The sequence below is a fragment of the Pseudomonas sp. 1928-m genome (assembly GCF_029269135.1).
Classification (GTDB): domain Bacteria; phylum Pseudomonadota; class Gammaproteobacteria; order Pseudomonadales; family Pseudomonadaceae; genus Aquipseudomonas.
The window spans coordinates 715,782-733,906 of sequence record NZ_JARIXO010000001.1 but is presented as its reverse complement, the minus strand read 5'-3'; the positions used below and the strand labels follow the sequence as shown (position 1 = coordinate 733,906).

The 18,125-nt window shown below is 62.8% G+C and carries 15 protein-coding genes; 8 read left to right on the top strand and 7 right to left on the bottom strand.

Annotated elements, in window-relative coordinates; all coding sequences use genetic code 11:
* Positions 1–344 precede the first annotated feature (344 nt).
* The 3 genes from P3C18_RS03275 to P3C18_RS03265 all read left to right on the top strand — a co-directional run bounded on the left by P3C18_RS03275 (position 345) and on the right by P3C18_RS03265 (position 5,329).
* Complete coding sequence (locus tag P3C18_RS03275; RefSeq protein WP_275960443.1) at positions 345–2,564, top strand: primosomal protein N'; 2,220 nt, start codon at positions 345–347, stop codon at positions 2,562–2,564.
* Between the two features lie 89 nt (positions 2,565–2,653).
* The gene (dbpA, locus tag P3C18_RS03270) at positions 2,654–4,033 is read left to right on the top strand and encodes an ATP-dependent RNA helicase DbpA (RefSeq protein ID WP_275960442.1); all 1,380 of its coding nucleotides are present in this window, start codon (positions 2,654–2,656) and stop codon (positions 4,031–4,033) included.
* 60 nt (positions 4,034–4,093) lie between these two features.
* Positions 4,094–5,329, top strand: coding sequence for a diguanylate cyclase (locus P3C18_RS03265; RefSeq protein ID WP_275960441.1), 1,236 nt, complete (start codon positions 4,094–4,096; stop codon positions 5,327–5,329).
* 3 nt (positions 5,330–5,332) lie between these two features.
* On the opposite strand, the gene P3C18_RS03260 is transcribed toward P3C18_RS03265, so the two are convergent.
* Complete coding sequence (locus P3C18_RS03260; RefSeq protein ID WP_275960440.1) at positions 5,333–6,070, bottom strand: transporter substrate-binding domain-containing protein; 738 nt, start codon at positions 6,068–6,070, stop codon at positions 5,333–5,335.
* 134 nt (positions 6,071–6,204) lie between these two features.
* On the opposite strand from P3C18_RS03260, the gene P3C18_RS03255 reads away from it, so the two are divergent.
* On the top strand, positions 6,205–7,389 hold the full coding sequence (locus P3C18_RS03255; protein ID WP_275960439.1) for an NAD(P)/FAD-dependent oxidoreductase: 1,185 nt from the start codon (positions 6,205–6,207) through the stop codon (positions 7,387–7,389).
* Between the two features lie 4 nt (positions 7,390–7,393).
* On the opposite strand, the gene P3C18_RS03250 is transcribed toward P3C18_RS03255, so the two are convergent.
* The gene (locus P3C18_RS03250) at positions 7,394–8,113 is read right to left on the bottom strand and encodes a transporter substrate-binding domain-containing protein (RefSeq protein ID WP_275960438.1); all 720 of its coding nucleotides are present in this window, start codon (positions 8,111–8,113) and stop codon (positions 7,394–7,396) included.
* A gap of 228 nt (positions 8,114–8,341) precedes the next feature.
* Between P3C18_RS03250 and yccS the strand changes: the two genes are divergently transcribed.
* Both yccS and P3C18_RS03240 read left to right on the top strand, forming a co-directional pair.
* Positions 8,342–10,513, top strand: a complete 2,172-nt coding sequence (gene yccS / locus P3C18_RS03245; RefSeq protein ID WP_275960436.1) for a YccS family putative transporter — start codon at positions 8,342–8,344, stop codon at positions 10,511–10,513.
* A complete protein-coding gene (locus tag P3C18_RS03240) occupies positions 10,510–10,992 on the top strand; it encodes a GreA/GreB family elongation factor (RefSeq protein WP_275960435.1) in 483 nt (160 codons plus the stop codon). The genes yccS and P3C18_RS03240 overlap by 4 nt, the downstream gene beginning before the upstream one ends.
* On the opposite strand, the gene P3C18_RS03235 is transcribed toward P3C18_RS03240, so the two are convergent.
* Positions 10,989–11,744: a transporter substrate-binding domain-containing protein gene (locus P3C18_RS03235; RefSeq protein ID WP_275960434.1), complete on the bottom strand. Its 756-nt coding sequence runs from the start codon at positions 11,742–11,744 to the stop codon at positions 10,989–10,991. The two genes, P3C18_RS03240 and P3C18_RS03235, sit on opposite strands and share 4 nt — an antisense overlap.
* A gap of 151 nt (positions 11,745–11,895) precedes the next feature.
* Between P3C18_RS03235 and P3C18_RS03230 the strand changes: the two genes are divergently transcribed.
* A complete protein-coding gene (locus tag P3C18_RS03230; protein ID WP_275960432.1) occupies positions 11,896–12,129 on the top strand; it encodes a DUF2789 domain-containing protein in 234 nt (77 codons plus the stop codon).
* Here P3C18_RS03230 and P3C18_RS03225 read toward each other — a convergent pair.
* The 3 genes from P3C18_RS03225 to P3C18_RS03215 form a co-directional block, all read right to left on the bottom strand.
* The gene (locus P3C18_RS03225; protein WP_275960431.1) at positions 12,112–12,636 is read right to left on the bottom strand and encodes a M48 family metallopeptidase; all 525 of its coding nucleotides are present in this window, start codon (positions 12,634–12,636) and stop codon (positions 12,112–12,114) included. The two genes, P3C18_RS03230 and P3C18_RS03225, sit on opposite strands and share 18 nt — an antisense overlap.
* Before the next feature lie 90 nt (positions 12,637–12,726).
* Complete coding sequence (locus P3C18_RS03220) at positions 12,727–13,827, bottom strand: PQQ-dependent sugar dehydrogenase (protein ID WP_275960430.1); 1,101 nt, start codon at positions 13,825–13,827, stop codon at positions 12,727–12,729.
* A gap of 31 nt (positions 13,828–13,858) precedes the next feature.
* A complete protein-coding gene (locus P3C18_RS03215; protein WP_275960429.1) occupies positions 13,859–14,314 on the bottom strand; it encodes a hypothetical protein in 456 nt (151 codons plus the stop codon).
* A 178-nt stretch (positions 14,315–14,492) separates the two neighbouring features.
* On the opposite strand from P3C18_RS03215, the gene P3C18_RS03210 reads away from it, so the two are divergent.
* A complete protein-coding gene (locus P3C18_RS03210) occupies positions 14,493–15,491 on the top strand; it encodes an alpha/beta fold hydrolase (RefSeq protein ID WP_275960428.1) in 999 nt (332 codons plus the stop codon).
* A 79-nt stretch (positions 15,492–15,570) separates the two neighbouring features.
* Here P3C18_RS03210 and P3C18_RS03205 read toward each other — a convergent pair whose 3' ends face one another.
* Positions 15,571–18,063: a collagenase gene (locus tag P3C18_RS03205; RefSeq protein WP_275960427.1), complete on the bottom strand. Its 2,493-nt coding sequence runs from the start codon at positions 18,061–18,063 to the stop codon at positions 15,571–15,573.
* Positions 18,064–18,125 lie beyond the last annotated feature (62 nt).

Sequence of the window (18,125 nt, the reverse complement as noted above, 5' to 3'; positions counted from 1 at the left end):
GTGCCGCCACCAGACACTATTGTCAGGTACCGCACGGAATTAGGCCGGCGATAATACCAGAGCACCGCAGCGACGCAAGGCCGGCCGTCGACTGGCTGCATGCTAAGATCGCGACTCTCCAAGAACGTGTTCAAAGTCTCGCGAGCTAGAGTCATGCAAGGTGCAACGACCAACGGGAGTAACAGCCGAAGGCTGGCCCGAAGGGTAAGCGCCAGCGAATAAAACAGGCGAGGAAGCGGAGTTTACTGATGTAAATGAGCATTCCGAGCCTGTCTTTAACGCAGCAGGGCCGACGCGCAGCAGACTTTGGGCAGGTTATTACCCCGAGACCAGGAGCCCCTTGCTTGCCCGACGTCATTCTGCGCCTCGCTTTGCCCTCGCCGCTGCGCCGCCTGTTCGACTACCGTGCCCCGCCCGGTGTGCCGAGCAGCGCTTTGCAGCCTGGCGTACGGCTGCGCGTGCCGTTTGGCCGGCGCGAGATGATCGGCATCCTGATCGAGGTGACCGAGCACAGCGAAGTTCCGGCAGACAAACTCAAGCCCGCCCTGCAACTGCTCGACGCCCAATCGCCACTGCCACCGGCACTGTTCAAGCTATGCCTGTGGACCGCGCAGTATTACCAGCACAGCCTCGGCGACACCCTGAGCTGGGCGCTGCCGGTGCTGCTGCGCCAGGGAGAGCCGGCGGAAGTACGCCAGCAGCGCTTCTGGTCGGTCACTGAAGACGCACAACTCGACGACCCACGCCTAAGCCGCGCACCGCGCCAGCGTGATGCGCTGAAAACCCTCGCCCAGCACCCCCACGGCGTCGCCCATCCGCTGTTGAGTAAGCTGCAGCTGAACAAGGACAGCCTCGACCTGCTGCTGGAAAAAGGTCTGGTCAAGGTCGAAGTGCGCCGCCATGCGCCCAGCGAGCGCCACGCCAACTGGCTGGCCCAACCGGAACTGCCGCTGAATGCTGAACAACGCGCGGCCAGCGAAGCGATTCGCTCGGGCCTCGGCAGCTTCAACGCCTTTCTCCTCGCCGGGGTCACCGGCAGCGGCAAGACCGAGGTGTACCTGCAGTTGATCCGCGAAACCCTGGAGGCCGGCAAGCAGGCCCTGGTGCTGATCCCCGAGATCAACCTAGGCCCGCAAACCCTGGCGCGCTTCGAGCAACGTTTCAACGCCCGTATCGCCCTGCTCCACTCGGCGGTGAATGACCGCGAACGCCTGGACGCCTGGCTGGCGGCGCGCGATGGCGAGGCCGACATCATCATCGGCACCCGCTCGGCGCTGTTCACCCCTATGCAGCGGCCGGGGCTGATCATCATCGATGAAGAACACGACGCCTCCTATAAACAGCAGGAAGGCCTGCGCTATCACGCCCGCGACCTGGCCGTGGTGCGTGCGCATCAGGAAAACATTCCGATTGTGCTGGGCTCGGCCACACCCTCGCTGGAGAGCCTGCAAAACGCCCACAACGGCCGCTACGCCCTGCTGCACCTGCGCGAGCGCGCCGGCGGAGCCAAACAGCCACGTTTTCTGCGGCTGGATGTGAAAAGCCGGCCATTGGATTCCGGCATCTCCGGCCCGATGCAGCAAGCCATCGCTCAGACCCTGCAAGCCGGCCAGCAGGTATTGGTGTTCCTCAACCGCCGCGGCTTCGCCCCGACTCTGCTCTGTCACGACTGCGGCTGGCTGTCGGAATGCCCGCGCTGTGACGCAAGGATGACCGTGCACCAACGCTCGCGCGAGCTGCGCTGCCACCATTGCGGCCACGTCGAGCGTCAGCCGAGCAACTGCCCGAAGTGCAACAACGTCGACTTGCGCCCGGTCGGTGCGGGCACCGAGCGCGCCGAAGAACGCCTGGAGATTCTCTTCCCCGACGTGCCGGTATTGCGCGTCGACCGCGACAGCACCTCGCGCAAGGAGGCCATGACCACCCTGTTCAACACCGTGCAGCGCGGCGAGCCGTGCATCCTGGTCGGCACGCAGATGCTCGCCAAGGGTCACCACTTCCCGCGCGTGACCCTGGTGGCGATTCTGGATGCCGACGGCGGCCTGTTTTCCGCGGATTTTCGCGCCAGCGAGCGCATGGCTCAGCTGATCGTTCAGGTCGCCGGCCGCGCCGGGCGCGCCGAAGAGCCGGGCAAAGTGATTATCCAGAGCCACCTGGCCGACCATCCTTTATTGGTGCAACTGACCGAGCAGGGCTACTTCGCCTTCGCCGAACAGGCCCTGAGCGAACGGCGCGGCGCCGGCCTGCCGCCCTTCTGTCACCTAGCGTTGCTGCGCGCCGAAGCGCATAAACCCGGGCAGGCCGAAGGCTTTCTCGATGATGCCTGCACTGAAGCCGAGCTGTTATTGAATGAGCTGAAACTCAGCGGCATTGAGCTGCTCGGCCCGGTGCCCGCACCGATGGAACGCCGCGCCGGCCGCTACCGCGCCCAGTTACTGGTGCAAGCCAACGCCCGCGCACCGTTGCACCGCCTGCTCAACACCTGGATGCACGCTTTGGAGCAGATGCCCAGCGGCCGCGCCGTGCGTTGGTCGCTGGATGTTGACCCGATTGATCTGTTCTAACCACCCGCAAAGACCGGCTGACCGTTAGAGCTAAGCCGCCGCAGCTAGCCTGTTACACTGCACGCCATTTCGTTTAGCAGGCCTGTACCGTGACCAACACCGCTTTCTCTTCTCTGCCGCTTTCCGCCGCCATGTTGGCGAACCTCGAGTCCCTCGGTTACACCGAGATGACCCCGATCCAGGCGCAGAGCCTGCCGGTAATGCTCAAGGGCATGGACCTGATTGCCCAGGCCAAGACCGGCAGCGGCAAGACCGCCGCCTTTGGCATCGGCCTGCTCAACCCGCTAAACCCGCGTTACTTTGGCTGTCAGGCACTGGTGATCTGCCCAACCCGCGAGCTGGCCGACCAGGTGGCCAAGGAACTGCGTCGCCTGGCGCGCTCGGCGGACAACATCAAGATCCTCACCCTCTGCGGTGGCGTGCCGTTCGGCCCGCAGATCGGCTCGCTGGAACACGGCGCGCAGATCATCGTCGGCACCCCGGGGCGTATCCAGCAGCACCTGAGCAAGGGCACCCTCAAGCTCGACGGCCTGAATACCCTGGTGCTCGATGAAGCGGACCGCATGCTCGACATGGGCTTTTACGACAGCATCGCCGAAATCATCAGCCAGACCCCGACGCGCCGGCAGACCCTGCTGTTCTCCGCCACCTACCCAGCCGGGATCAAGCAGCTGTCCGCGACCTTTATGCGCGACCCGCAGCAGGTCAAGGCCGAGGCGCTGCACGATGACACGCAGATCGAGCAGCGCTTCTACGAAATCGCCCCGGAAGAGCGCATGGACGCGGTGGTCAAGTTGCTCAACAGCTACCGCCCACAGTCCTGTGTGGCCTTCTGCTTTACCAAGCAGCAGTGCCAGGAAGTGGTCGACCACCTCACCGCCAAAGGCATCTCGGCCGCCGCGCTGAACGGTGACCTGGAGCAACGCGACCGTGATCAAGTACTGGCAATGTTCGCCAATCGCAGCTTGTCGGTACTGGTGGCCACCGATGTGGCCGCACGCGGTCTGGATATCGATGCACTGGACATGGTGATCAACGTCGAACTGGCGCGCGACTCGGAAATTCACATTCACCGCGTCGGCCGTACCGGTCGTGCCGGTGAAAAGGGCCTGGCCATGAGCCTGGTGGCCCCGGCCGAAGGCCATCGCGCCCAGGCTATCGAAACCCTGCAAAGGGCGCCGCTCAACTGGCACCCGCTGAGCAGCCTGAAGCACCAGGGTGGCGCGCCGCTACAGCCACCGATGATTACCCTGTGCATCGGCGCCGGACGCAAAGACAAACTACGCCCCGGCGATATTCTCGGCGCCCTGACTGGCGCGGCTGGCATCCCTGGCGCGCAGGTCGGCAAGATCGCCATCTTCGACTTCCAGGCCTATGTCGCCGTTGAGCGCGTCGTGGCCATGCAGGCACTCAAATGCCTCAGTGAAGGCAAGATCAAGGGCCGCTCGCTGCGTATTCGTACCCTATAGTGGCCGCATAAGCTAAACAGACGGCCGCAGTGACGCGGCCAGCGACAGAGGAGTATCCCCTTGCGCAATATTCTGGTGATCGAAGACAGCCCGCTGGTGCTGAAAATTCTCGAACATCTGTTTCGCAAGGAGAGCGGTTTTCAGCCGATCTTCTGCGCCTCCATGGGCGAAGCCCAGGTGATGCTGGAAACTTCCGCCGAGCTATTCTTCGCCGCCATCGTCGACCTCAACCTGCCGGATGCCCCGGACGGCGAGATCGTCGATGTGGTGATGAGCTATCACCTGCCCTGCATCGTGCTCAGCGGCACCTACAACGAGCAGCGCCGCGACCAGATGCTGCTCAAGGGCGTGGTCGATTACGTCCTCAAGGAAAGCCAGCACTCCTACGAGTATGCCTTCCGCCTGCTGCACCGCCTGGAAAGCAACAGCGAGGTGAAGATCCTCATCGCCGAGGATTCCGACGCCACCCGCCATTACATCCGCCACGTGCTGACCCCGCATCGCTACCAGATTATGGAAGCCTGCGACGGCGACGAAGCCCTGCGCATCCTCAAGGAACAGCCGGATATCGACCTGCTGGTGGTCGACCACAGCATGCCGGGGCTCAGCGGTTTTGAGCTGGTCAAGCTGCTGCGGCAAAAGATGAAGCGCCACGAGTTGATCATTCTCGGTCTGTCCGCCGACACCAAGGGCTCGCTCAGCGCCAAATTTATCAAGCACGGGGCCGATGATTTCCTGCGCAAACCCTTCTGCCCGGAAGAGCTCAACTGCCGGGTGATGTCGACCCTGGAGCGCCGCGACCTGCTGCGCGCACTGAAACAAGCCGCACAGTTCGACGCCCTGACCGGCCTGAACAACCGCCGCGCGTTTTATGAACATGGCCAGCAGCTGTTCCAGCAGGCACGCTCGGGCGGCCGCGACCTTAGCGTGGCGATGCTCGACCTGGATTTCTTCAAGCGGATCAACGACGAACACGGCCACGCCAGCGGCGACGCAGCACTGATTGCCTTCTCCCGCGCGTTTTCTGCCGCCTTCCCCGATGCCCTGCTCGGCCGTTTGGGTGGCGAAGAGTTCGCCATGGTCAGCCAGCAGGATGCCGCGACCCTCAGCGACACCCTCGACCAACTGCGCACACACTGCGCCAGCCTGAAATACGCCATCGGCGCACCGCCGCTGTCGTTCAGCGCCGGCATCTACCACGGTGCCCCCGATGATCTGGAAAGCCTGCTGCACCAGGCCGACCTGCGCCTGTATCAGGCCAAGAACCAGGGCCGCGGGCGCAACTGCTGGCAGTAGCCGCTACAAACCATGGCGCTGAAAAATCTGCGCATAGCTGCCATCGGCGCGCATGTCCTCAATCGCCTTGTTGAAGGCATCGGCAATCTGCTGATGCTGCGGGTGTTTGCGGCTGACCAAAATATGCAGGCCGTTCTCACTTAACGGCTGCGGCAGAAACTCCAGCTGATTACGAATCCCGGCCAGGCTGCGGCTCAGGTGATAGCGCGCCACCAGCTCGTCCTCCAGGGTCAGCTGCACCCGCCGCGCCTGCAGCATGCGCGCGCCCACTTCAAAGCCGACCACGCCGACCTTGGTCAGCCGGCTGTCCTGATCAAACTCGCTGGAATAGGCATAACCGCGCACCACGGCAATGCTGTAGGGGTACAGGTCGGGCAACTGGGTGAATTTTATCTGGCTGCCCTTGCGCTGCAGAAACCGCACGCGGTTGATCAGGTAGGGCTGTGAGTAATGGCCAAAAACCGCGCGCTCGTCGGTGTACCAGGCGTTGATCAGCACATCATAGATTTCCTGCTGCAACCCCCGCACCGCACGCTCCCACGGCACCTGCACATAGCTGGTGGTGTAACCGGCGCGAGTCAGCGCGGTGGTCACCAGGTCGGAGGACACCCCATTGTTCAGCAGCGTCTGGTCATTGAATGGCGGCCAAGGGTCCGCCACCAACCGCAAGGTCTCTGCAGCATGGCCATACAGAGGCGCCAACAGCGCCCACGACAGCAGGCAGGCACGCAGTCCATTCATCAACGGCGGTTCCAGAGATAGCGGAGCACTAATCCTAGTCGATCACTGGCGCAGCCACACCCCACTGACCATACGTTAAGATGCGCGCTGTTTTGCGCCAGCCTTGGCGCGTGTCGCAGGTTGAGGAAATAGCTGTGCTTACACCCCAGGTCGTGATTATCGGAGCCGGTGCCGCCGGGCTTATGTGCGCGCTGACCGCTGCGGCGCGCGGGCGTCAGGTGCTGTTGCTGGATCACGCCAACAAGGCCGGCAAGAAGATCCTGATGTCCGGCGGTGGGCGCTGCAATTTCACCAATATGTACTGTGAGCCGAGCAACTTTCTCTCGAAAAACCTGCACTTCTGCAAGTCGGCCCTGGCGCGCTACACCCAGTGGGACTTTATCGGCCTGGTGGCCAAACACGGCGTGCCGTACCACGAGAAAAAGCTCGGCCAGCTGTTCTGCGACAACAAGGCCAGCGACATCCTCGACCTGCTGCTCAGCGAGTGTGATGAAGCCGGCGTGACGCTGCGTCTGGACACCTCGGTGAGCGAGATCAGCAAGCTGGATAACGGCTACCAGCTGCAGACCAGCGCCGGCGCAGTGCGCTGCGAATCACTGGTGATCGCCACCGGCGGCCTGTCGATCCCGACCCTCGGCGCCAGCGGCTTTGGTTATCAGGTGGCCAAGCAGTTCGGCCACGAACTGCTGCCGACCCGCGCCGGCCTGGTGCCGTTTACCATCACCGACCCGCAGCTCAAGGCGCTGTGCACTGAGCTGTCCGGCACCTCGGTGGAAGACTGCGTGGTGAGCTGCAACGGCCAGAGCTTCAAGGAAAATATCCTGTTTACCCACCGCGGCCTCAGCGGCCCGGCGATTCTGCAGATTTCCTCATTCTGGCAACCCGGCGAGGCTATCAGCATCAATCTGTTGCCGCATATCGACCTGCCCGAGTGGCTGGAGCAGCAACAACGCGAACGCCCTAACAGCGAACTAAAAACCCTGCTCGCCGAGCTGTTTACCAAGAAGATGGCCGGCCTGCTGGCGGACAACTGGTTCGCCTCCAAGCCAATGAAGCAGTACACCCACGCCGAGCTCAAGGCGATTGCCGAGCAGCTCGGCGACTGGCAGCTGGTGCCAGCCGGCACCGAGGGTTACCGCACCGCCGAGGTCACCCTGGGCGGCGTGGATACCCGCGAGGTGTCGTCGAAGACCATGGAGTCGCTGAAATCGCCAGGGCTGTATTTTGTCGGCGAAGTGCTGGATGTGACGGGGCATCTGGGCGGCTTCAACTTCCAGTGGGCCTGGGCCTCGGGTTACGCCGCCGCGCAATACGTCTGACCGTTCAGGGCGCTGGGGCAGGCTCAAGCGGCGGCAACGGCTCACCCGGCAGCCACTTCTGATGGATCGCGGCAAAGCTGCCGTCGCGTTTCATGCTGTCGAGTTCGCGCTGCCAGCGGGCGATCAAGGCGTCATCGGTCTGCTGGGAAAAGGCGATATAGCTGTCGCTATGCATAAAGTTGAACAACAGCTGCACTTCATCGGCCTGGATATCACCCTGCGCCAGCAGCGCATTGAGGCTGAGGTTATCCAGCACCATCAGCTTGACCCGCCCGCGCTTGAGCATGCTCACCACCTGCGCCGGCCCGGTGACCGGGGTGAGGTTGCTGAAGCCCTCGGCCAGCAGGCGCTGGTGGCTGTACCAATCGCGCGGCACGGCAATTTCGCCGTACTCGCGGGCTTCCTCTAAACGACTGATAGACAGAAAGGAGCGGCGCAGCGCGTAGAAGCTGGTGACGTTGCGAGTAATCGGCCCGACCCATTTGAACAGCTGTTCACGCTCACGGGTGCGCATGGTCACGAACAGCCCAGTATTGGCACGGGTCAGGGCTTCTTGATAACCGCGCGCCCAGGGCACCACAGTAATCGGCGCGCTCTGCCCGGTGCGCTGCATGATGGCCTGCACCACCTCGGTGGCCAGCCCGGTCGGTTTGCCCTCTTCGCTGAAGTTGATCGGTGGGTATTCTTCGGTGTACAGGCGCAGCGGCTGGGCCTGTAGGCTCACACACAACAAGCTGGCAAGCAGCAACGCGAGCAATCCACGCACACAGGTGTACAACACGGCAGATGCCTCGCGAATGAGCGGATAGTTTCAGCGTAGCCCGGCCACGGTGATTCACCTCACACAACCGATCAGCGCGACATTTTAATCGGCCCGAGCAGCGCTTGCTGCTGCCAAGTCGAGACAGACTCCGTTAGGCTGCTACCTGTTACGGTTGATCAAGGTCGGGCCATGCCGTCCACTGCGCTGCGCCACTCGCTTCGTCGTCTCTGGGCTCAGGATAAATTCAGCTACAGCCTGCGGGTGTTTATTGCCCTGAGCGGGGCGTTGCTGCTGTGCTGGTCGCAGGGCTGGATGCATGCATTGATCCCGCTGTTTCTCGGGGTCATCGCCAGTGCCCTGGCGGAAACCGACGACAGCTGGCAAGGCCGCGTGATGGCACTGCTGGTGACCCTCGGCTGCTTCAGTGTGGCGGCCTATGCGGTGGAGTTTCTCTTTCCCTACCCCTGGCTGTTCGTCTGCGCCCTGGCGCTGTCGAGCTTTGCCCTGACCATGCTCGGCGCCCTCGGCGAACGCTACGCCACCCTCGGCGCGGCCACACTGATTCTCGCGGTGTACAGCATGATCGGCGTGGAACAGCGCGGTGGCGCGGCGGGGCTCTGGCAGGAGCCGCTGCTGCTGGTGGCGGGCGCAGCCTGGTACGGCCTGCTGTCGGTGCTGTGGAATGCGCTGTTTGCCAACCAGCCGGTGCAGCACAGCCTGGCGCGGCTGTTTCGTGAGCTGGGCCAGTACCTCAAGCTCAAGGCGGCGCTGTTCGAACCGCTGCGCCAGCTCGATGTGGAAGAACGCCGCCTGGCTCTGGCCAAACAGAATGGCCGGGTGGTGGCGGCGCTGAATGCGGCCAAGGAAATCATCCTGCACCGGGTCGGTAATGGCCGGCCCGGGCCGAAGGTCAGTCGCTACCTGAAACTGTACTTTCTCGCTCAGGACATCCACGAGCGCGCCAGCTCCTCGCACTATCCGTACAACGAGCTGGCCGAGGCGTTCTTCCACAGCGATGTGCTGTTTCGCTGCCAGCGCCTGCTGCGCCTGCATGGCGAGGCCTGCCAGCGGCTGGCCCAGGCCATCGAGCTGCGCCAGCCATTCGAATACCGCGAGCTGTGCCGCCAGGCACTGGACGACCTGCACGACTCCCTCGAACACCTGCGCGTGCAGAGCAACCCGGCCTGGCGCCACCTGCTGCGCTCGCTCGGCGCGCTGGCCGGCAACCTGCGCAGCCTGGATACGCTGCTGGGTAACGCCAGCAACCCCGACGCCATGGCCGAGCAGCAGGACAGCAGCCTGCTCGATCGCGAACCGCAGTCGCTCAAGGATGTCTGGGAACGCCTGCGTCTGCAGCTGACGCCGACCTCACTGCTGTTTCGCCATGCCCTGCGCTTGTCCATCGCGCTGGCCGCCGGCTACGGCATGCTGCACTGGATTCACCCGACCCAAGGCTACTGGATTCTGCTGACCACCCTATTCGTCTGCCAGCCGAACTACGGCGCGACCCGGCTCAAGCTGGTGCAGCGCATCAGCGGCACGGTGCTCGGCCTGCTGCTGGGTTGGGCGCTGTTCGACCTGTTCCCCAACCCGCTGGTGCAGGCGCTGTTCGCGGTGGTCGCCGGGGTGGTGTTCTTCGCCCTGCGTAGCAGCCGCTACACCCTGGCCACCGCCGCCATCACCCTGCTGGTGCTGTTCTGCTTCAACCAGGTCGGCGATGGCTACGGGCTGTTTATTCCGCGGCTGGTCGACACCCTACTCGGCAGCCTGATCGCCGGCCTGGCGGTGCTGCTGATTCTGCCGGACTGGCAGGGCCGTCGTCTGAACCGCCTGCTGGCCAGCACCCTGAGCTGCAACAGCCGCTACCTGCAGCAAATCATCGCTCAGTACGCCAACGGCAAACGTGACGACCTGGCCTACCGCCTGGCGCGGCGCAATGCGCACAACGCCGACGCCACGCTGTCGACCACCCTGGGCAATATGCTGATGGAGCCGGGGCATTTCCGTAAGGAAGCGGATATCGGCTTTCGCTTTCTGGTGCTCTCGCACACCCTGTTGAGCTACCTATCGGGCCTCGGCGCGCACCGTGGCGAAACCAGCCTGAGCGGCAGCGACAATCCGCTGCTGAGCAGCGCCAGCCAGTTGGCCAGCAGCCTGGAAGAGATTGCCAGCTGCCTCAACGAGGAGCGCCCGGTGGCCATCCACAGTGACGCCGAAGAGCAACTAGCCGCCGAGCTTGAACAACTCAGCGACGACCTGGACGACCAACAACGCCTGCTGCAAACCCAGCTGGCGCTGATCTGCCGCCAGCTCGGGCCACTGCGCACCCTGGCCGCGCACTTACTGAAGAAGCAAACATGAACAAACCCCAGCTGCTGCAACAGGTAATCGCCCGCCTCGAAGATGACCTGCTGCAGGCCCAGCAGGCGGCGCTGACCGCCTATGAAACGGCGACCCACGAAGAAAACATCGCCGAAAACAAATACGACACCCTGGGCCTGGAGGCTTCCTATCTGGCCACCGGGCAGGCACGCCGCGCGGCCGCCATTCGCCAGACCCTGGCAAACTGGAAGCAGCTGGTATTACGCACCTTTGACCCACAGCTGGGCATTCAACTCGGCGCGTTGATTGAGCTAAGCGACGACCAAGACCGCCGCCAATGCCTGTTCCTCGGCCCGGACGGCGCGGCGATGAAGCTGCTGCAGGATGGCCAGGCCGTGCAGGTAATCGGCCCGCAAGCGCCCCTCGGGCAGATCCTGCTTGGCAAGACCGTTGGCGACGAAGTGACCCTGCGCCTGGCCAGTGGTGTGCAGCTATTGGAAATAGTGCGAGTCGTTTAAGGAATATCCACGTGCCAGTCGGCAGCCAACTGCGCCAGCCGGCCCTGCTCGATCATCTGCTGCAGCGCCCGATCGAACTCCTCACGCAAAGGCCGGTAACGCTCATCTCGGGGAAAGGCGAAGTAGCCGTCCTGCAGGTCGATCGGCGTTTCAAGCTGTTCGAGTTTGTCAGCCAGCCCCAATGCTAAAAGCACCGACTGGGTATTACGCTGATTGCTGGCCAATAGATCCAGGCGGCCGGCACCGAGCATCTTCAGGCCATTCTCGACCCTTTCCACGGTGACTAACTCGAGCTGCTCGCGCAGGCTGTCGAAACGCGCACCATAGGCCCAGGCACGCACCACCCCGATGCGCCGACCGAGCAACTGCTGATAGTCGCCGCGCCAGCTCAATACGCTGCCGCGCTGGCGGTAGAAGACGATGTGGTCGCGGTAGAAAGGCCGAGCAGAGAAGGCAAAGAGTTGCTCACGTGCGGCGTTCTTGTAGGGGCCGATAAGGATATCGCCCTCCCCACGCGCCACCATGTGCTGCGCACGGGCCCAGGGATACAGCTCGAAGCGAACCTGGTAGCCCAACGGCTCCAGTGCCTGGCGCAATACACTGGTGGCGAGGCCGCTGTAACCACTGCCGTGCTGCTCAAATACGCCGGGAAAGTTACTGCCTACAGCCAAAAGTTCGCGCGCCGCCAGGGGCGGGATCAACAGCACACAGCAAAATGCCAGCGACAGCCTGCGCAGAAAGTTCGAACACATGGGGTAGCGGCCTCAGCCACAGGGTGGCGATATCTGCCAGCCTAGCAGGTCAGTCGGGGCCGCAGCAGGGCAACGCACCGTCATGCAACTGTTTACGCATCTGTCGGTCGACTAAAGGACTATCAGCCGATAGCTTTCAGGGGAGACCGCTATGCAAGCCAACGTCCAAGAGCTCGAAACACTGTTCCAGCAACTGGGGCTCGACCATGACCAGGAAAGCATTGACCGCTTTATCAAGCGCCACTCGCCCCTGCCGGAAGACTGCCGCTTAGCCGATGCGCCATTCTGGGACACCGCCCAAGCCGATTTTCTCCGCCAACAGCTACTGGCCGACGCCGAATGGGCCGAGGTGGTGGATCAGCTCAATCTACTGCTGCGGGGCTGACAACTCGCCGAGCGAACCGGGCAGTTCGCGCCAGGTCAGGTACACCCGCAGGTCGAACTCCAGCTGGTGGTAGCCCGGCAGCATGTATTCACAGAGTTTGTAGAAGGCCTTGTTGTGCTCGGCCTCCTTCAAATGCGCCAGCTCGTGCACCACGATCATCTGTAAAAACTCCGGCGCGGCCTCGCGAAACAGCGAGGCCACGCGGATTTCCTTCTTCGCCTTGAGCTTGCCGCCCTGCACCCGCGAGATCGCCGTATGCAGGCCGAGGGCGCGATGGGTCAGGTCGAGGCGATTGTCGTAGAGCACCTTGTCGATGGCCGGGGCATTACGCAGGTGCTCCTGCTTGAGGCCCTGGATATAGGCGTACAGCGCCTTGTCGCTTTGAATTCCGTGCTTGCCGCTGTAAGACCGCGCCAGGTAATCGCCCAGGCGCTGCTCGGCGATCAGCTGGCGGATCTTGTCTTGCAGCTGGGTCGGGTAGCCTTGCAGGTATTTAAGCGGGGTCATGGTCGAAGTAACGCGGCACGATAAGGCCGTGAATTATGCCGCAAGCCGCACGCGCCAGGGGGCGGCTTTTCGCACCACTCAGCGGCGCGGTTACTGGCTTGGCACCACCCGCAGCAACCGACCATCGGCGCTATCGGTGAGCAGATACAGCGCGCCATCCGGCCCCACGCGCACGTCACGGATACGTTCTTCCAGCTCTTCGAACAGCACTTCTTCACCGGCTAGCTTGCCGTCCTGCAGACGAATGCGGCGCACGCTGCGTTCGGCCAGGGTCGAAGCAAACAGATCGCCCTGCCATTCGGGGAACAGCGCGCCGCGGTACAGGGTCAGGCTCGACGGTGCGACCGAGGGCGTCCATTGCAACAAGGGCTGCTGCAGGCCGGGCAGCTCGGTGTAAGGCGATATCTGCGCGCCGGTGTAATCGACGCCAAAGGTGATCAGCGGCCAGCCATAGTTGTTGCCGGGCTCGATCAGGTTCAGCTCATCGCCGCCACGCGGACCGTGCTCGTGGCTGTATAGGCGCTGCAGCTGGCTGTCGTAGACGATGCCCTGCACGTTGCGATGGCCCAGGCTGTAGATCTCCGCGGCGGCGCCGGCCTGGCCTACGAGCGGGTTGTCCTTGGGAATGCTGCCGTCGCGGTTGAGGCGCACAATCTTGCCGATATGGTTTGTCGGGTCCTGGGCCTGCTCACGCAGGTCAAAGCCATCGCCCAGGGTCAGCACCAGGCTGTTATCCGGCAGCCAGGCCATGCGCCCGCCATAGTGCGCGGCACCTGCTTTGGCCGGCTGCGCGCTGAACAGCACCTGCAGCTCCTGCAATTGGCCATCGACCAGCCGCGCCTTGCTCAGGCGGGTGTTGTTGGCCTGGGCGGTGCCGTAGGCGTAGCTTAGATACAGCTGCTGATTGCTGGCGAACTCGGGGTCAAGCAGCACCTCCATCAGCCCGGCCTGGGCGGCGACAAAGCCCTCGGGCACGCCGCCGACCGGCTGCGGATTAAGACTGCCGTCCGGCTCGATGATGCGCAGGCGGCCGACCCGCTCGGTCACCAGCATGCGCCCATCCGGCAGAAAGGCCAGCGACCAGGGGTGCTCCAGGCCTGCGGTCACAGTTTCGATGCGGTAATCCATGGCGTGCGCCAGGCTGCTGCCAAGCAGACCAAGCAACAACAGAGCGCGGGAGGTATTCAGCATGGTTCGGGCCTTTTGCTCACAGAGGAATCAATCAGGATTGTGCAGGCAACGAGCGCCGCGCCAGCACGGCAAATAACAGCGCGCCCAGGCTGCCGCAGGCCATCAGCCCGAGGGTGCCGGCCAGCGTGCGGTTGGCGCCGATCAGCGTCGGCATCGGCAGCAGCGCGTTGGCCAGCGCCATCGCCGCCAGCACCGCGATTGCTCCGGCCAGGGCAAACAGCAGCCAGCGGCCTGTTGGCCAGACGCGCGCCAGGCCGCTCGCCACCGGCAAGGCAAAGATAAATCCGAGGATCACCAGCACCGCGAAAGTCGGGCTAAAGCCCAGCAGGTCCAGGCAGGTAGTGTGCACCCGCACGCCAAGCGGCATGGGCGCGCCGAGTGCTTGCAGATTGGCCAGATTGAACTGAGTCTGCAGCACAGTGCCCATCACACTCGCCAGCAGCACAGCCAGGAAGAAGTACAGCAGGGTGCGCAATTTGCTCGGCATGCGGGCGGACTTCCAGAGACGACAGTGGCCCGAGTATGGACCAGCGCGCCGTGCGGCATGTGCTAGGTGTTTTACATGGTTTTACCAAGCCCACAAATGGGCGATAGGCGCAGCCACAGCGCTGTAGCAGAATGCCAGCAGCCATCCTGCCGACAACAACCCACACAAGAACCGCACGATGAAAAAAGCCCTGTCCTTCTGCGCCCTGACGCTTGCGCTATTCGCCGTAGTGTTCAGCCTCGGTCCCGTGCCACCGGTCGACACACAACTGAGCTCGGTCCAGCTGCCTGCCGACCTCAACCGTTATCTGGCCGAGAGCGAAGCGCGCTACCCGGACATTACCCCCGGCGCGGAAAAAACCATCGTCTGGGCCCACCCGGATCAACGCCAGACGGACCTGGCAATCATCTACCTGCATGGCTACTCAGCCACCCGCCAGGAAACCGCGCCGCTAAGTGAACAACTGGCCGAGCAACTGGGCGCCAACCTGTTCGCTACTCGCCTCAACGGTCACGGCCGCAGTGGCGCGGCGATGGCCGAGGCCAGCGTGCACGACTGGCTGCAGGACAGCCAGGAGGCTTTGCAGATCGGCCAGCGCCTGGGCAAACAGGTGCTGGTGATCGGCACCTCGACCGGCGCCACCCTCGCCACCTGGCTGGCGTTGCAGGGTGAGAACCCGCAGGTGCTGGCCTATATCATGGTATCGCCGAACTTCGCCCCCAAAGACCCAGCCGCCACCGTGCTGACCTGGCCCTGGGCCAGCCATTTCGTGCCGTTACTGCTGGGCCCCGAGCATCAATGGCAACCGCGCAATGCCGAACAGGCGCGCTACTGGAGCCACCGCTACCCGGTGCAGGCGCTGCTGCCGATGATGGCGCTGGTGAAGTACGTACGCGAGCAGCCGCTGGAGCAGATCAGCACGCCGATTCTCACGCTCTATTCGCAGGACGATCAGGTGGTCAGCGCCCCCGCCATCGAAGCCGCCTTCGCTCGCTTCGGCTCACCGCACAAGCAGCTGATTGCCCTCAAGGACACCCAAGACCCATCGCACCATGTGCTGGCTGGCGAGATTCTTTCGCCAAGCGACACCGCGCGAGTAAACCTGGCGATCATGCAGTTTCTAAAAGCTTTGCCGGGCCTGCCGTCAATATCGATGCGCAACGCAGACTCGCAATAAGCGGCCCATAAAAAATGCTCGTATCCAAGGATACGAGCATTGATTAGCGAGCAAAGCGTGGCTCTAGGCCAGCCGTACCTCAGTCACGCGGTGGACGGGCCAGGCTTGCACGCGTGTCCAGCTGACGCTGATGCACCGTGGCATGCTCCGGTATGTCCTGCACCTCACTCAGCTGCGCCGCACTACGGGGTTGTTGCAGCCAGCTGGCAAGTAGCTGATCGCGCCACTGCGGATACTGGGCGCCGTGCAGCCGGTTCAGCTCATCCAGCCCCTGCCGGTAGGCGCCTAGGTCATTGCGGCGCAGGTGTGCGGCCAAGGCCAAATGGCGGGCTGGATCACGCTCCTGCAGGTAGCGATGCAAGGTATAAGACCAGTGATAAACCATGCTGCTGCCACTCTCGTAACTCAGCTTGGTGATCGCCTCAAGGCTCGGGCGCTGGCCAGCAGCCACTCGGCTGATGTCATTCATGCCACGCTCGAAATGGCTTCCCCAAGCCAGGTATTCCGCCAAGCCTTCCGCCCACCAGGTGGTCAGATTCAACGGGTAGTGGCCAAACGCGCCGTATTGATTGAAGCGACCGTCCAGGTAGTGGACGTACTCATGATTCAGGTTCCACACCTGCCCCGCCTGCACATAAGCGAAGAAGCGCGCCTGATTGCCCGCCAGCCAAGGGCTGCCTTCCAGGTACATGCCGCCATTGTCGGTGCTGAAGCCATACAGCAGTCCGCCGAACTTCTGGTACTGCTCGCGGCTGGAGAAAATCACCAATTCCAGAGCCGCGTTGAGGTCATCGGCAACCGGCGTCCAGTTGGTTTGCATGATGCGATGGAAGTCCTGCTCCTGCTTGCCCAGGCTCTGACAGATGTCCAGCATTTGCGTCTGGCTCAATGGCTGTGAACGCACCTTCAGCGTGGGACCGCAGACGTGCGTGTGCGGCAACACCTGAGCGATTTCAAACTTGTAGCACAGCCCGTTGAACAGGCTGCTGCACGCACCGTCAACATCTGCACGGTAGGCGTAGTCCACGTAATAGCTGCGGAAGTTGCTCTTCAGCTCCAGATCATCCAGCGCCCCTTGTCCGAGATGCGCCTGCATCACCTGGCGTACTGCACGGTTGCTGCCCTCACGCCAGACGCCATCACTCAGCTGGGCAAGTTTGCCCAAGGCCTCAATGGCGTTCATTACGATAAAGCCATCGCGATTGAGCCACAGCGCATTGCGGCTGCTGGCCAGTTGGGCGATCGCGTCTGGAAAGCGGCTGTCCTGAATCAACGCACTGCGTAATGCGCCTTCGGCCCAGCCAAAACGGTCAAACAGGTTCAAAGTCTCGAACACTGCATCACCGTAACTGCGCTCCTTGCTCAGCTGCGCGGTAGTGGTGAAATGCTGCAGTAGCGCCTGCAAACGCGGCAGGTGCCGCACGATGCCGGCACTGGCTTGCGGTGTAGCCATCAGCGCACCCAGACCGACGACATAACCTTCGATCACCTCACCCGAGGCTTTCTGATAGGTCAGCAATTCACGCATGTTCGACACCTGGAACAGCGCGTGCTCCAGCATGCTCAACTGCGCCGCAGTGGCCTTGCTGAAACCCAGGAAGTAGTTATAGGCGCGCACGTAGTACAACAGCTTGTTCAGGTCAGGGTCCTGAATCTGTTGTTGGCGGGCCAGGAAGTCGATGGCGGCCAATACCGCCTCCAGACGTCCAGCCTTGGCATGCTGGAAATGCTCCACGAAGAACTCGTTCTCCAGTACCTCACGGACCATTGGCGAGAAATCCGCTTTGCTCCGCAGCGAAGGGTCCAGCGGCGGCAGGGTCGGCTGCACCGGAGGTTGCGGCGTAACCGGCGGCTCTATCGGGGGCTGCACCGGTGGTGTAACGGGAGGTGTAACCGGCGGCTGTGGCTGTGCCCCGCTACGCAACTGCAGACGAACCTGAGTAATACCAGAATGGGCATGCGTACTGTCCCTGATCTGGTAGCTGAAGCTGTCCTCGGCGTTCTGCTCACGATAGGCCCGATAGCTGTAGCGCCCGGTTTTACCATCCAGCTTGAGGCTGCCCAGGCGTGGGTAATCAATGATGCTGAACGTCAACGGGTCGCGGTCCGCATCCCGCCCCAACAGAGTCGCTTCAAACAGCGTATTGGTACTCACCGCCAGAACCTGGCTGGTCGCCTCTGGCGCACGATTACCGGCGCTGCCGTCTGCAGGCAACAGGTTAAGCTGCACCACGGCAGGTACCGACCAGCTCTTGCCATCGGTAGCGCGGTATTCGAATTCGTCGTAATGGCCAGGGGCGCTGGCAGTCGGCTGATACTCATAACGCCCAGTGTTCCAATCCAGCTGAATACGGCCGTACTTGGGCTGCTTGGTAATGGCAAACGTGATCCGCTCGCCTTGCGCATCGCGCGCCCAGATCCAGCTGGCATTCACCTTACCCGCGGCGATGTGCTCACTGTGCCCCCGCACTTCAGGGGCCTGGTTAACCTCAGCAAGCGCCGCGCTCAGTGGCGTCAAAGCCAGGATTAGTGCGCAGGCGTGCAGGTCTTTTCTGATTATTTTTCTGAACATAGCGTCATCATCTTGATGAATAGTAAGGGGCGCGGATTCTATCCAGCCCCCTACCGTGAAGA

Coding starts and splice junctions, on each gene's coding strand:
- P3C18_RS03205 (WP_275960427.1), bottom strand. CDS start 18,063: ATGTTCAGAAAAATAATCAGAAAAGACCTGCACGCCTGCGCACTAATC.
- P3C18_RS03220 (WP_275960430.1), bottom strand. CDS start 13,827: ATGCTGAATACCTCCCGCGCTCTGTTGTTGCTTGGTCTGCTTGGCAGC.
- P3C18_RS03215 (WP_275960429.1), bottom strand. CDS start 14,314: ATGCCGAGCAAATTGCGCACCCTGCTGTACTTCTTCCTGGCTGTGCTG.
- P3C18_RS03260 (WP_275960440.1), bottom strand. CDS start 6,070: ATGAATGGACTGCGTGCCTGCCTGCTGTCGTGGGCGCTGTTGGCGCCT.
- P3C18_RS03235 (WP_275960434.1), bottom strand. CDS start 11,744: ATGTGTTCGAACTTTCTGCGCAGGCTGTCGCTGGCATTTTGCTGTGTG.
- P3C18_RS03230 (WP_275960432.1), top strand. CDS start 11,896: ATGCAAGCCAACGTCCAAGAGCTCGAAACACTGTTCCAGCAACTGGGG.
- P3C18_RS03210 (WP_275960428.1), top strand. CDS start 14,493: ATGAAAAAAGCCCTGTCCTTCTGCGCCCTGACGCTTGCGCTATTCGCC.
- P3C18_RS03225 (WP_275960431.1), bottom strand. CDS start 12,636: ATGACCCCGCTTAAATACCTGCAAGGCTACCCGACCCAGCTGCAAGAC.
- P3C18_RS03240 (WP_275960435.1), top strand. CDS start 10,510: ATGAACAAACCCCAGCTGCTGCAACAGGTAATCGCCCGCCTCGAAGAT.
- yccS (WP_275960436.1), top strand. CDS start 8,342: ATGCCGTCCACTGCGCTGCGCCACTCGCTTCGTCGTCTCTGGGCTCAG.